Origin of the sequence: Amycolatopsis sp. cg9 (genome assembly GCF_041346945.1) — a bacterium.
GTDB lineage: Bacteria > Actinomycetota > Actinomycetes > Mycobacteriales > Pseudonocardiaceae > Amycolatopsis.
On sequence record NZ_CP166850.1, the window covers coordinates 9,857,826 to 9,870,596 of the forward strand.

The following is a 12,771-nucleotide window of genomic DNA, read 5'->3' on the forward strand; positions in this document are numbered from 1 at the left end:
CCGCACGCCACACGAGCCGCTTCCCCGCGGCGGCACCAGCTCAGCCGCCACCCCCACCGCCGCCGGAGGCCGCCGAAATCGCCGCCGTGCGGGCCGCGTTCACCTCGCGGATCACCTTGCGCAGGGCCGGGACCGCCGCGCCCGCCTGGTCCTCCAGCTGCGCGATCCGTTCCTTGTGCCGGCGGCGGTCCGCGCGCGGGAGGACCGCGCCCAGCTCGACCGCCGCGGCCAGCGCCGTCAGCGCCGCGATACCCGGTGGTACCCGGTCGGTGCTCCGCAGCGCCGAGGCGACCTCGTCGTGGAGCGCGGCCGCCGCGGCGCGGTCGCGGACCACCGGGCGGCGGCGCGGGAACAGCCCCAGCACGCGGGACGTCCGCAGCGTGATCACCCCGGCCGCGCCGAGCTGCGCCTCCAGCGATTCGAGCGTGCCGCGGGCACCGCGGCGGACCCGGGCGCGCCACTTGCGGTGCGGGTCCGCCGACAGTTCGACGAGCAGGTCGTCGAGCACCAGGTGCCCGGTGCCACCGGCCCCGGTCACGACCGGGCGGCCGTCGTCGTCGGCGACCAGGCCGCGCAGCACCAGGTCCGTCAGCGCCGCCGCGCGGACCAGCAGCGCCACGCGCTCGCGGTCCGGCAGCCGGTCGCGCCGGGTGTCGCAGGCGAGCAGGTACGCCCGTGCGGGCAGGGAAAGCATCGTCGTTCTCCTCACTGCCGCTTCAGCGCGGGCCAGATGTCCCGCCACGGCGCCGTCCGGCCGTCGTAGTGCCACAGCAGCCCGTCGACCACCGTCGTCTCGTGCGCGAAGTACGGGCGCAGCAGGCCGGGGTCGAAACCCAGGAACAGCACCGCGTCCGCCGACTCCGGCGGCGGCCCGAAGTACCAGTACCCGCGGTGTCCACTGTAGACACGCTGGATGCCGGCCGGCGGCCCGTAGAACTCCGTCACCGCCGCGAACGGGTAGATCTCGGCGTACACCGCCGTCCGCGCCCGGGCGTCGGCGGGCAGCGCCGCGTACGCCTGCCCGACCGCCTTCGCCAGTTCCTGCTGCGGCAGCTCACCCTGCGCGAACGTGCTGCCGAGCAGGAACGGCCCGTACGACGTCCGCGCCGTCGCCGGCCACACCGGCAGCGCGACGAGCGTCACGACGGCCGACACCGCGAACACCGGCCACACCACCGCTTTCCACCACCGGACCAGGTTCCGCCAGCTGAGCTCGGTGGCCGCGGCCGCGAACGGCACCGCGTACAACCCCATGACGTAGTTCGACCGGCCCTGCATGACCAGCACGGCCACCGACACCACGAGCGCCGCGACGCCGAGGTAGCGGTACGGCCGCAGCTCGGGCGAGCGCAGCAGCCGCCAGACCCCGTAGAGCAGCGCGAGCACACCGGCCCCGACCCCGGCGCCGAGCAGCGCGTCCCGCGCGAAGCCGCCGTAGCCGGGGAACTCCGCCGCGACGACGTCACTCATGTGGGTGTACGGCCAGCCGTGGGTGGCCTGCCAGACCAGTGTCGGCAGGGTGGCGGCGACGGCGATCGCGGCGCCCAGCCAGAGCTTCGGCCGGGTGAGCAGCTCTCGCGGGCCCAGCCACAGCGCGGCGAGCAGCACCGCCGCCCAGAGCGCGGGGATCAGGAACTTCGTTTCCAGCGACACCGCCGTCACGACGCCGGCCCAGACGAGCAGGCCGTCGCGGCGGGTGCGGGTCCAGCGGACCAGCAGCCACGTGACGACCGTCCAGAGGAACGGGTCGAGCACGTAGGTCGCCAGCCAGTGGCTCGCGATGATGATGCCGGAGGTCGCGTAGCACCCGGCCGCCAGCACCTGGGCGCCGCGGCCGCCGCCGAACTCGCGGGCGATCAGCGCCGTGACGACCACCCCGGCGGCCGCGGCCAGCGTCATCGGCAGGCGCAGCACGACGAGCGAGTCCGGCGCGAGCCAGTCCATCGCCGCCGCCAGCGCCGGGATGAGCGGTGGCTGGTCGAAATACCCCCAGGCCAGGTGATCTCGACCGGCCACCAGGAAGTAGAGCTCGTCGAACCCGCCGGCGTAGCGCCCGCTGGTCAGCAGCAGCGCGAGCCCGGCCAGGCCCGCGACCACGAGCACCGGGCCCGTGGCGAACGTCGTCTTCGGTCGCGTCAGGACAGTCACTTTCTCCCCCCTCGCCGTGGTGTCCCAGTCCACCGGTCCGCCGGGGTCGCGCGAAACCGGACGAGGGTGGTGATCGCGGCGACGAACGTTGCGAGCACCCGGCGCGCGGTGCAACTTTGGTTGTGGTCCGGGCGCGGCGAGCCCGCCCGGCGATTACCGTGACCGCGTGACCACCGCCCGGCGGCCGCTGTGGCCGAGCCGCTCCGACGCCTGCTGGCTGTTCGTCGCCGCGTTCGCGTTCGCCGGCATGAACACGCTCTTCTTCGCGCTCGGCGACCGGACGACGGGAGCGCTCGGCCCGGCGGCCGGGCTGGTGCTGCAGGTGGTCTGCGACTTCACCCTGGTGCTGCTGTTCCGCTTCCCGGTGCCGGTGTGCGCCTTCGTCACCGCGGCGGCGTTCGCGATGCTCGCGTCCGACGTCTTCGCGCCCGGCCTGCTCGTGCCGCTCCACCCGCTCGCCCTGCTGACCGTCCCGACGATCGCCCCGGTGATCCTTTCGCAGGCGGCGCGGGTGCTGGACCGGCGGACCGTGCTGTGGGTCGCCGGAGTCCTGGCCGTCGTGGCGTCGCGGCCGTGGACGCCGAACTGGGCGGTCACCCCGTTCGGGCTGCTCAGCACGGCGCTGCCGGCGCTGGTTTCCCTCTACTTCGAGGCGCGGCGCCAGCTGCTGCAGTCGCTGCGCGACCGCGCGGAACGGGCCGAGCGGGAGCAGCACCTGCTCGCCGAGCAGGCCCGCGCGGAGGAACGGCGGCGGCTCGCGGGCGAGATGCACGACGTCGTCACGCACCGGCTCAGCCTGATGGTGCTGCACGCCGGCGCGCTCGGCGTGACGTCGGCCGAGCCGGCGGTCCGGACGGCGGCGGAGGACATCCGCCGCGAGGGCGCCCAGGCGCTCGACGAGCTGCGCGAACTGGTCGGCGTCCTGCGCAACGGCACCGAAGTCGTGGGCGCGCGGACGCTCAGCCCGGCCGAGCCCGGCGACCCGGCGCGGCTGGTCGAGGAGTCCCGGTCGGTCGGGGTGGCGACGGTGCTGGTGGTGGCCGGCGACCCGGCGCGGGTGTCCCCGACCGTCGCGCGCACCGCGTACCGGCTGGTCCAGGAAGCGCTGACGAACGTGCGCAAGCACGCACCGGGCGCGTCGGCGACGGTGTCCCTGCGCTACCGCGACGACGGGCTGGACGTCTCGGTCGGCAACACGGCCGCGGTGCGCCCCCCGGACCCGGCGCTGGCCGGCAGCGGCTCCGGTGCCGGGCTGGCGGGCCTGCGGCAGCGCGTCGAGCTGGTCGGCGGCCGCTTCGACGCGGGCCCGGCACCCGGCGGCGGGTTCCGGGTCGGTGCGATACTGCCCGCTTACGTACCGACGGCGGAAGGCACGCACTGTGATCCCGGTGCTCGTGGTCGATGACGAGCCGATGGTGTGCGCGCACCTGCGCACGATCCTGGGCTCGGCGGGCGACATCGACGTGGTGGCCCAGGCGGCCGACGGCGCCGAAGCCGTCGAGGCCGTGGTCCGGCACCGGCCCCGCGTGGTCCTGATGGACCTGCGGATGCCGGGCGTGGACGGCCTGACGGCGATCGCGCGCATCACGGCCATGCCGGACCCGCCGGCGGTGGTCGCGCTGACGACGTTCGACGCGGACACGTATGTCATCCGGGCCCTGCGCGCGGGAGCGGCGGGCTTCCTGGTGAAGTCGACGCCGCCGGAGGACTTGATCGGCTTGGTCCGGGTGGCGGCGGACGGTCATACGGTGCTTTCGCCTTCGGCGGCGCGTCGCTTGGTGGCGCTGTCTTCGGACGGCCGCGAGCGCGGCGAGGACGCGCGCCGCCGGACTGCGGGTCTCACCGACCGCGAGCGCGATGTGCTGGCGTGCCTGGGCGAGGGACTGTCCAATGCGGACATCGCGGGGCGGCTGCACCTGGCTGAGGCGACGGTGAAGAGTTATGTGTCGCGGATGCTGGTGAAGCTGGAGTGCGCCAACCGGACGCAGGCTGGGTTGCTGGCCCACGAGGCAGGTTTGGTGGCTCGCTAGGGCCACAGCATCGGGAAGGCGTGCCAGACCGCCCACCCGATCAGCGTGAACCAGGCGGCGATCCACACGAAGCTGGGGATCCCGGTCCGTTCGGCGAGCGACGAGGCATCGTCGTCCTGCCCGCGGAACCCGCCCCGGGCCCGGTTCGCGACGAGCGCGGCCAGCCCGCCGAGCTCACTCGTCAGCAGCAGCCACGCTTCGGCGTAAGCGACCCCGTTCTGCAGCCACACCGGCGCCCACCGCAGGGCGCAGAAGGCGACCGCCCCGACGGCGACGACCGCCACCAGGGTGATCGCGTCCCGGGTGACCAGCAGGATCAGCACCATCGCGGCGACGGTCAGGAACAGCACGGCGGGCGCGAGCCCGCGGTGCAGCAACGCCGCCGCACCGAGCCCGGCCAGCGGCGGCATCGCGTACCCGGAAGCGGTCGCCAGCACCCGGGCGAACGGCGAGGGGTTCCAATGCCAGGTACCCCCGGACTCGGCGCTGGTGATCTCGATGCGGAAGACGCCCCCGCCGGTCAGGATGCTCACCAGCGCGTGGCCGCCTTCGTGGAAGAGCGTTCCCAGCACGTTGACCCGGTTCAGGACCGTCCACGTCCCGGTGGCCACGAGCACCGAGGAGGTGGCGGACACCGCGACGGCGAAGACGGCCGTCACCCCGACGAGCCCCCACCCGGGAGCCGGGACGGTCTCGTTGAGCACTGAGAACACGCCGGACGCCATGGAACCCCTCCCCGGAGCCGTTTCCGCCCAGTTTCGCCGATTCAGGAGCCGGGCGGGAGTCCGTTCGCGGACTGTCCAGGAGCTGTCCGGTGAGCGCCGGCTCGTTCGCGATCGGCCTCCTCGAGACGGCTCTCGAAGACCGACATACCGTCCGGACCCGAGAGGACCGCTTGGTAGTCCGGCCCGAGGATCCGGGTGCAGATCGCTCCCAGGAGCCGGTATTCACGAGCGGCCTCGGCCTGCCGTCCCAGCTCGAGCAGAAGGGCTGCCCGCTTGACCCGGCAGACCACGGTGTCGCGGCTCGTGGGGCCGAGCACCTGCACCCGGATTTCGATCGCGGAGCGGAACTCCCGCTCGGCCTCCGCGAGCCATCCCAGTTCACACAAGACGGCGATGAGCGCGTCCCGGCTCTTCAGCGCATCCGGGTGGTCCGGTCCCAGCACCCGCGAGCACACCTCGAGCTCGGCACGGTGTTCGCGCTCGGCTTCCTCCAGCCGACCAAGCTTGCCGACTACCTTTGCGAGGTGGTATCGGCTGGTCAACGTGCTGCGGTCTTCCGGACCGAGGACGCGATCGCGAAGTTCGAGCACCGCACGGTGCTCCCGCTCGGCCTCCCTGAGGCGACCCAGCTCACCGAGGGCGATCGCCCGGTTGGCGCGGCTGGTCAGAGTGTCGGCGTGGTCCCGCCCGAGGACACGGGTCCGGGCGTCGAACAGCCTTCGGTAGTGCTCCTCGGCTTCCTCCGTCCGCCCCGAGTCGCGCAAGGTGGCTGCCAGCAGATCCCGTCGGAACAACGTGTCGTGGTGGTCCGGGCCCAGCACCCGGACGCAGGTGTCGAGCCCGGCACGAACCTCACGCTCTGCCTCTTCCAGCCGTCCCATGGCTCGGAGCGTGGTGGCGAGATCGGCGTGACAGCTCCGGGTGTACGGGTGGTCAGGACCGAGGAGCCGAGTGCGCACTTCGAGGACGACGCGGTGTTCCCGCTCGGCCTCGTCGAGCCGGTCGAGGTCGTGGAGCAGGGCCGCCCGGTTGTTGCGGGTGATCAGCGTGTCCGGGTGTTCCGCGCCGAGGACGAGTACCCGCGCGTCGAGTACCGCGCGGTGCTCCTGCTCCGATTCTTCGAGACGTCCCAGGTGCATCAGTTCGAACGCGAGGTTGCTGCGGCTCGTGAGTGTGTCGGGGTGGTCTGCGCCGAGGACGCGGGCGGGTGTCGAGGACCGCGCGGTGTTCCTCCTCGGCCTCCTCATGCCGGCCCAGCAGGCACACTGCGACCATGAGGTTGTTCCGGCTGGTCAACGTGTCGGGGTGGTCCGGGCCGAGAACCCGGCGGCGGGCCTCCAGCGTGATGCGACCCTCGTGTTCGGCCTCGTCCAGCCGCCCCAGCCGGCTCAACGGAAGCGCGAGGTTGCTACGGCTGGTCAGGGTCTCGGGGTGATCCGCGCCGAGCGTGCGCGTGCGGAGCTCGAGCACGGCGCGGTGCTCGCGTTCGGCCTCCTCCCAGCGGCCCGCTTGGTAGAGCATGCGCGCCAAGTGGTCGCGGTTGCCGAAGGTCTGGGGGTGGTCCTCGCCGAACAAGTCGATCATCCCGTCGAGCGCGGCGCGATGCTCGTGTTCGGCCTCCAGTAGCTTTCCCTGCCGGTCGTGGACGAGAGCGAGGTTGCTTCGAACGGTCAGGGTGAGCCTGCTCTCGGGACCGGACAGTCGCAGCATCGCGTCGAGGGTGACGAGGTGTTCCCGCTCGGCCTCGTCGAACTTGCCCCGCGCGCAGAGCAGGCAGGCGAGGTTGTTGCGACTGCGCAGTGTGTCGAGGTGTTCGCCGCCGAGTGAACCGCTGCGGATCGCCAGCACAGCGCGGGCTTCTTTCTCGGCCTCGTCCCACAATCCCATCTCGTGGAGCGCGCTGGCCAGCGCTGCGCGGCTCACCAAGGTGTAGGGGTGGTCGGCCCCGTGGTCGCTCGTCAGCCGTTGCGCGGCCCGCGAAAGTGCATCGAGTGCCAGAGCGTAGTGCCCCTGCGTGGTGCACTTGGCTCCGATGGCCATCGCTTCGGCACCGTCGGCGGTGTCGAGCGCTGCTCGCAGTGTGAACTCCGGGACGTACCCTTCCGGACCGCCGATGCGCTGCGCGGCATCCACCAGGTAGTCGAACACGTCGTAGCCGGCCTTGGCCGAGCCCGTCATCAGCGAGGTGGTCGCCCGGCGAGCGCCCAGCGCCCACGTCCAGGCATCGCCCAACGACTCGGGTCGAAGTCGATCACCCCCTCGCCGGCGCAGGTGTTCATCCGCCAGTTCCTCCACCAGCCGCCCGGACAGCGGCGGCTCGAGGCCCGCGCGGCGCGCATCGACCGCGGCGGTCACCAGAGCCGCCCCGCGAGGGTGGGCTCCGACGTCCCACCCGTTGTGCCAGGCACGCAACAGTTCCGGGCCGGCGGCGAGGTACTCGGCGAGCCCGTATTCGCCGCCGTGGCCGATCGCCTCGGCGATGCGCCGATCCCACACACGATCCGCGGCGCGCTCACTTTCGGCCCTGCTCAGGAAGCGCTCGACGCGGACCTCGTCGTCGACCAGGGCCAGCGCCTCTCGCGCCGTGCGGAACATGTCTCGGGTCGCTTCGTCGAGGCCCGCCTGTTCGGCGAACCGAGCTCGCTCCGACGCCCGGATCGTGCCCACGACCACGGTGTGCCGCGGTCCGGACAGCAAGCGGCTCAGCAACTCACGAGTGACACCCGCCGGTCCCAGGTAGTGCTCCAGATCGTTCAACCAGATCACGCAGTTCCCAGCCCGCATCGCCCGATCGAGCGCGGGCTTCACCGCGGCGCGGTCTTTGGGAGCCACCAGCACGTGCTCGGGAACCGTGGCCGCGATCGCTTCGAACGCGGTGCGCGTCTTCCCCGCCGTCGAGTCACCGACGAGCAGCACGAAGCCACCTCGCGCGATCCGGGCTCGCACTCGCTCGTCGACGTCTCGCGGTACGTACACCGGCATCATCTCCGCCGGCCCCTGCTGGTCGGCGGAATCGAGCTGGGCAGCCGGGTGCACCCCGAGGCGGCGCGGGTCGTCGACCTCCCGCACCTTCGGGAGACTTCCGCGCGCAGTCACCAAACACCCGTCGACGACGGCCAGGTCGCCTTCGTCACGGCGGGAAACGAGACGGCGCAGCCGCTCGGCGATGATCTTGCCGAACGGCGTCACGAGGGCCGCCACCGCCGCCGCGCCGCCCACCCACCAGGAGCCCTTGACCCCGGCCGCGCCCAGCACGGCCGGAACGGCGATCACCGCGGTCGCGGCGATCAGCGCGAACACCACCCAGCCCCAGCGGCCCCACCTCTGCACCCGCACCAAATGCCCCGCTATCACTCACGGCTTCGTGGAATCCGGCAGTCTCCGGCCCGGGGTGACCTACGCCGACGCCGGGGTGTGCTCCGCGTCGTACGCCTCACGCGCGTCCTGCACCGACGACATGTGCACCCTCGCCCACCGGTCCAGCATCTCCAGCGGCTCCGACAGGTTCCGCCCCAGCGGGGTCAGCTCGTACTCCACCTTCGGCGGGATCGTCGCGTACGCCGTGCGGGTGAGGATGCCGTCGCGGACCAGGCTGCGCAGCGTCTGCGTCAGGACCTTCTGCGAGATCCCGTCCACGCGGCGGCCGATCTCCGTGAAGCGGAGGGGGCCGTCCTTCAGTGCGCCCACGATCAGCACGGTCCACTGGTCGCCGATGCGGTCGAGCAGCTGGCGGGTCGGGCAGTTGCGGTCGTACGGGTCGGGCTGCCACACGGCGCGTCTCCTCACTCTCCTGGAGAGAGTAACACGCGTTTCAGCTGGTGGGAGCCATCAGCGCGGTGAACAGGATCCGCAGGTGGTGGCGCGCGCGGTCCCAGCGGGCTTCCAGCTCCTCCTGGTCGCGAGTGGCCCAGCTGGCGATGAGGATGCCGCGCACGACGTCCATCGCCGTGTACACCGCGTGCAGGAATTCGTGGTGCTCGGCGTGCTCCGGCAGCAGCGCCGTGCCGAACTCGACCAGGCTGGACGTCGCGATCGGCTCGACCACCGCCATCTGGCGGCGCAGGTCGGGGTCCGTGCGCGAAGCGACCCACAGCTCCACCGTCGCCGAAAAGACCGGGCCCTGGTGCATCTCCCACATCAGCTGCAGCGCGTCGCCGACCGGGTCGGTGGACGCGCGGAGCCGGTCGAGCTCGGCCATCGCGACCTCGGTGCGCTTGGCCGCCAGGTGCCGGATCGCCGACGTCACCAGGTCGGCCTTCGTCGGGAAGTGGTGCACCTGCGCGCCGCGCGTGACGCCGGCGCGGTCGGCGACGCGGGTGGTCGTCGTGCCCGCGTAGCCGTACTCGACGAGGCAGTCGATCGTCGCGTCCAGCAGCCGGACGCGCATCGCCGCGCTGCGCTCTTCCTGCGTACGGCCGGTCGATCCCCGTCGTGGCGCTGACATGCGCCCACCTTATGGGGCCACCGGCGCCGCCTCGACCAGCCCCGCCACGACCCGCCCGAGGAAGCGCCCGAGGAACCGCCGGTAGAACCAGCCGGTGCCGGGGATCTTCGCCGTGAACGTCGAGTGCCAGTGGACCTCGGTGCCGCCGTCGCGCGGGGAAAGGTCGACGTAGGCGACGTAGTCCCGCAGCGGCAGGCCGTGCTCCAGCGCGTAGCCGAACCGGCGGCCCGGCTCCAGCGCGACGATCTTCTCGTACGACTTGATGCCGCCGGTCCGGAACAGCCGGATCGCGCCGAGCCCTTCCGGCTCCCCTTCACCCGCGCGGACCAGCTCGAACGAGCCCAGCGGCGACCACTCCGGCCAGCTCGCGCCGTCACGGAGGAGCGCGTACACGGCGTCGGGCGGAGCGGACGTCCGGCCGCGCACGGAAATTCTTTGTACCATTTGGTACGTGTACCATCTGGTACATGATCGAGGCAAGCCCGCGCGACCGGCTCCTGGCCGCGGCGATCGACCACATCGCCCACCACGGCGGGGCGGGCAAGAGCCTGCGGGCGCTGGCGGCCGGCCTCGGCACCAGCCACCGCATGCTGATCTACCACTTCGGCTCGAAGGAAGGCCTGCTCACGGCGGTCGCCCGCGAAGTCGAAGCCCGGCAGCGCGCCGCACTCGCCGACCTCGACCCGGCGGAGTTCTGGCAGCGACTCACCGACGACGACCTGCGCGCCAACGAGAAGCTCTTCTTCCAGCTCTACGGCCAGGCCCTCGGCGGCACCCCGGGCACCACCGGGCTCCTCGACGGCGTCATCGACGACTGGCTCGGCCCGATCGAAGCGCTGCTCGCGCAGTACGGCGTCCCCGAAGCCGACCGCGCGGCCCACGCCCGGCTCGGCCTCGCCGTCGCGCGCGGGCTGCTGCTCGACCTCGTGACGACCGGCGACCGCGCCGCCGTCGACGCGGCGATGGAACGGTTCCTGGCCATGCACGAAGGACTCCCGTGATACTGGCGCGATGCGCTTGCTGCTGGGGATGTCCGCCGCACTGCTCACGATGACCGGGCTGACACCCGTGGCGGGGGCGGCCGAAAGCCCGCCCGTCCGCGAGACGGCGTGGGTCGAAACCGGCACCGACCACGACCACGACGGCAAGATCGACCGCGTCGCCGCCGACATCGCCCGGCCGGCGACCGACGGCCGCGTCCCGGTGATCCTCGACGTCAGCCCGTACTACGCCTGCTGCGGCCGCGGCAACGAGTCGCAGAAGAAGACCTACGAACCGGACGGCGGCCCGAAGCAGTTCCCGCTCTTCTACGACAACTACTTCGTCCCGCGCGGCTACGCGGTGGTGCTCGCCGACGTCGGCGGGACGAACCGCTCGTCGGGGTGCTTCGACGACGTCGCGAGCGGCAACGCCGTCGTGAACTGGCTCAACGGCCGCGCGAAGGCCTTCGACGCCCCCGAAGGCGGCCGCCCGGTGACGGCGGGCTGGGCCACCGGGGACGTCGGCGCGATCGGCAAGTCCCAGGACGGCGCCACCGCGATCGGCATGGCCGCCTCCGGCATCGAGGGGCTGAAGACCGTGGTGCCGATCGAGGGCGTCGCCGACAACTACGCCCAGCTCGTGGCCAACGGCGCGCCGCTGGCCACGCCGGAGCACACCGGCTCGTCGTTCACCTACAACGAGCGCGCGGCCGGGCTGTGCCAGCCGTTCGAAGCGGACCTCAAGGCGCGGATGGGCACGAACGGCGACTACAACGCCTACTGGCGCAGCGTGAACTACGTGCCGGAACCCGGCCGCGCGAGCGTGCTCGTCGCGCAGGGGTTCGGGGACAGCGTCGTGGGGCCGAACCAGTTCGCCGCCTACTGGGACGCGCTCGGCCGCGCCGGGGTCCCGCGCAAGGCGTGGCTGAGCCAGGCCGGGCACGTCGACCCGTTCGACCTGCAGCGCTCCCAGTGGGTGGCGACGCTGGGCCGCTGGTTCGACCGCTGGCTGAAGGGCGTCCGCAACGGCGTCGAGCACGAGCCCGCCGTCCACCTCGAGACCACGCCGGACCACTGGACCGACGTCCGGAGCTGGCCGCCCGCGACGGCGCCGCTGACGGTGCGCCCGTCGGCCGGCGGCACGCTCGGGCTCCGCGGCTCGGGCACGGCCACGGTCGCCGACGACCCCGCCGTGGGCCGCGAGGCGTGGGCGGCCGGGGTCTCGGCCGCGCGGTTCACCGGCGCTCCCGTGCCCGCCGCGGTGCGGATCGCCGGGTCGCCGTCGGTGACGATCACGGCGTCGTCCGACAAGACCGCCGCGCGGCTCGGCGTCGCGCTCGTCGATTACGGCCCGGCCGACGTGCGCAACACCGCGAACTACGGCAGCGGGACCAAGAACCTGACGACGACGTCGTGCTGGGGCGAGAGCCGGCCCGGCGATTCCGCGTGCTTCCTCGACACGGCCACCGACCTGGTGCGCGCCGACCACCGGATCGTCGCCGCGGGCTGGGCGGACCTGGGGCACCACGCGTCGCTGCGCCACGGAGAGCCGCTCGTGCCGGGCCGGGCATACACCATGACGTTCACCCTCAGCGCGCTCGACCACGTCCTCCCGGCCGGGCACCGGCTCGGCCTGCTCCTCGGCGGCACCGACGGGCAGCTCTTCGACCCGGCGCTGCCGGTGCTGGGCGACACGCTGACGTTCGACCTCGCGCGGACGTCGGTCACCCTCGGCCTTACAAAGCCCGAACACTAGGCGGACGCCCTCCGAACACCGCCGCGCGAAAGTTCTCCTCGTACCCGACACGAGGAGAAACGATGCGAGGAACCACCTGGACGCGGCTGGCGCTGGCGGGCTGCGGGAGCGCGGCCTGCCTGCTGGTGGCGGCACCGCTGGCCTCGGCCCAGACGACGTCGCCGGCGCCGGTCGCGCCGATCACGCTCAGCCCCGAGGAGTCGCAGCAGGTCTGCTCGGACTGGGTGCCGAAGCTGCAGAAGAAGGCCGACAACCTGAAGAAGCGGATCAACGGCGGCGCCGAGATCAGCGGCTCGGTCGCCAACCTCAAGGCGCGGGCCGCCGACCAGCGCGCCAAGGGCCACACGCAGCGCGCCGACCAGCTCGACCAGCGGGCCACCAAGCGCCAGGGCCGCATCGGCGAGCTGGACGCGGCCAAGCAGAAGCTCGACGCGTTCGCGTCCGCGCACTGCAAGCCGGCGAAGTGAGGGCGGCGAGGATCGCGGCAGCGGTCGGGGCCGCCGCGCTCATCGCGCTCGGCTGCTCCGGCTGCCGCGACAACCTGATGGGCTCGCCGGACTCCGGCAGCGCGCCCGCGTCGTCCGAGTTGAGCGGCGTCGAGTCGACGCTGAACGGCATCGAATCCGACATGAACAGCGATGGCACGCCCTGACCGGCTAGCGTCTCCCCGCACACGGTGGTGGAGACG

Annotated in this window: 13 protein-coding genes and 1 pseudogene; 6 read left to right on the top strand and 8 right to left on the bottom strand. The window is 72.7% G+C overall.

What is annotated here, in order from left to right; translation table 11 throughout:
* Positions 1-40: 40 nt before the first annotated feature.
* Both AB5J73_RS45265 and AB5J73_RS45270 read right to left on the bottom strand, forming a co-directional pair.
* The gene (locus AB5J73_RS45265) at positions 41-694 is read right to left on the bottom strand and encodes a GPP34 family phosphoprotein (RefSeq protein ID WP_370965845.1); all 654 of its coding nucleotides are present in this window, start codon (positions 692-694) and stop codon (positions 41-43) included.
* Between the two features lie 11 nt (positions 695-705).
* Entirely contained in the window at positions 706-2,148 is a 1,443-nt protein-coding gene (locus AB5J73_RS45270; protein WP_370965847.1) for an ArnT family glycosyltransferase, read from the bottom strand.
* A gap of 166 nt (positions 2,149-2,314) precedes the next feature.
* Between AB5J73_RS45270 and AB5J73_RS45275 the strand changes: the two genes are divergently transcribed.
* Both AB5J73_RS45275 and AB5J73_RS45280 read left to right on the top strand, forming a co-directional pair.
* Entirely contained in the window at positions 2,315-3,553 is a 1,239-nt protein-coding gene (locus AB5J73_RS45275; protein WP_370965849.1) for a sensor histidine kinase, read from the top strand.
* The gene (locus AB5J73_RS45280; protein ID WP_370965851.1) at positions 3,528-4,178 is read left to right on the top strand and encodes a response regulator; all 651 of its coding nucleotides are present in this window, start codon (positions 3,528-3,530) and stop codon (positions 4,176-4,178) included. Before AB5J73_RS45275 ends, AB5J73_RS45280 begins: the two co-directional genes overlap by 26 nt.
* On the opposite strand, the gene AB5J73_RS45285 is transcribed toward AB5J73_RS45280, so the two are convergent.
* The 6 genes and pseudogenes from AB5J73_RS45285 to AB5J73_RS45310 all read right to left on the bottom strand — a co-directional run bounded on the left by AB5J73_RS45285 (position 4,175) and on the right by AB5J73_RS45310 (position 9,791).
* The gene (locus tag AB5J73_RS45285) at positions 4,175-4,903 is read right to left on the bottom strand and encodes a M50 family metallopeptidase (RefSeq protein ID WP_370965853.1); all 729 of its coding nucleotides are present in this window, start codon (positions 4,901-4,903) and stop codon (positions 4,175-4,177) included. The two genes, AB5J73_RS45280 and AB5J73_RS45285, sit on opposite strands and share 4 nt — an antisense overlap.
* 41 nt (positions 4,904-4,944) lie before the next feature.
* The gene (locus tag AB5J73_RS45290) at positions 4,945-6,150 is read right to left on the bottom strand and encodes a tetratricopeptide repeat protein (RefSeq protein ID WP_370965855.1); all 1,206 of its coding nucleotides are present in this window, start codon (positions 6,148-6,150) and stop codon (positions 4,945-4,947) included.
* A pseudogene (locus tag AB5J73_RS45295) lies at positions 6,122-7,888 on the bottom strand (tetratricopeptide repeat protein); the annotation flags it as partial. The pseudogene AB5J73_RS45295 and the gene AB5J73_RS45290, both read right to left, overlap by 29 nt.
* 411 nt (positions 7,889-8,299) lie before the next feature.
* A complete protein-coding gene (locus tag AB5J73_RS45300; protein ID WP_160700431.1) occupies positions 8,300-8,674 on the bottom strand; it encodes a helix-turn-helix domain-containing protein in 375 nt (124 codons plus the stop codon).
* 40 nt (positions 8,675-8,714) lie between these two features.
* On the bottom strand, positions 8,715-9,290 hold the full coding sequence (locus AB5J73_RS45305; protein WP_370973532.1) for a TetR/AcrR family transcriptional regulator: 576 nt from the start codon (positions 9,288-9,290) through the stop codon (positions 8,715-8,717).
* 66 nt (positions 9,291-9,356) lie between these two features.
* Positions 9,357-9,791, bottom strand: a complete 435-nt coding sequence (locus AB5J73_RS45310; protein WP_370965857.1) for an SRPBCC family protein — start codon at positions 9,789-9,791, stop codon at positions 9,357-9,359.
* 23 nt (positions 9,792-9,814) lie between these two features.
* On the opposite strand from AB5J73_RS45310, the gene AB5J73_RS45315 reads away from it, so the two are divergent.
* The 4 genes from AB5J73_RS45315 to AB5J73_RS45330 all read left to right on the top strand — a co-directional run bounded on the left by AB5J73_RS45315 (position 9,815) and on the right by AB5J73_RS45330 (position 12,735).
* Positions 9,815-10,348: a TetR/AcrR family transcriptional regulator gene (locus AB5J73_RS45315; RefSeq protein ID WP_370965859.1), complete on the top strand. Its 534-nt coding sequence runs from the start codon at positions 9,815-9,817 to the stop codon at positions 10,346-10,348.
* A 10-nt stretch (positions 10,349-10,358) separates the two neighbouring features.
* A complete protein-coding gene (locus AB5J73_RS45320; protein WP_370965861.1) occupies positions 10,359-12,083 on the top strand; it encodes a CocE/NonD family hydrolase in 1,725 nt (574 codons plus the stop codon).
* 62 nt (positions 12,084-12,145) lie between these two features.
* The gene (locus tag AB5J73_RS45325; RefSeq protein WP_370965863.1) at positions 12,146-12,550 is read left to right on the top strand and encodes a hypothetical protein; all 405 of its coding nucleotides are present in this window, start codon (positions 12,146-12,148) and stop codon (positions 12,548-12,550) included.
* Positions 12,547-12,735, top strand: a complete 189-nt coding sequence (locus AB5J73_RS45330) for a hypothetical protein (RefSeq protein WP_370965865.1) — start codon at positions 12,547-12,549, stop codon at positions 12,733-12,735. The genes AB5J73_RS45325 and AB5J73_RS45330 overlap by 4 nt, the downstream gene beginning before the upstream one ends.
* The last annotated feature ends 36 nt before the right edge of the window (positions 12,736-12,771 follow it).

What these genes read in the sequence shown, in the direction of transcription:
- AB5J73_RS45265 (WP_370965845.1), bottom strand. Translation starts at nt 694, where the DNA reads ATGCTTTCCCTGCCCGCACGGGCGTACCTGCTCGCCTGCGACACCCGG.
- AB5J73_RS45285 (WP_370965853.1), bottom strand. Translation starts at nt 4,903, where the DNA reads ATGGCGTCCGGCGTGTTCTCAGTGCTCAACGAGACCGTCCCGGCTCCC.
- AB5J73_RS45290 (WP_370965855.1), bottom strand. Translation starts at nt 6,150, where the DNA reads ATGAGGAGGCCGAGGAGGAACACCGCGCGGTCCTCGACACCCGCCCGC.
- AB5J73_RS45305 (WP_370973532.1), bottom strand. Translation starts at nt 9,290, where the DNA reads ATGCGCGTCCGGCTGCTGGACGCGACGATCGACTGCCTCGTCGAGTAC.
- AB5J73_RS45310 (WP_370965857.1), bottom strand. Translation starts at nt 9,791, where the DNA reads ATGGTACAAAGAATTTCCGTGCGCGGCCGGACGTCCGCTCCGCCCGAC.
- AB5J73_RS45315 (WP_370965859.1), top strand. Translation starts at nt 9,815, where the DNA reads ATGATCGAGGCAAGCCCGCGCGACCGGCTCCTGGCCGCGGCGATCGAC.
- AB5J73_RS45320 (WP_370965861.1), top strand. Translation starts at nt 10,359, where the DNA reads ATGCGCTTGCTGCTGGGGATGTCCGCCGCACTGCTCACGATGACCGGG.
- AB5J73_RS45325 (WP_370965863.1), top strand. Translation starts at nt 12,146, where the DNA reads ATGCGAGGAACCACCTGGACGCGGCTGGCGCTGGCGGGCTGCGGGAGC.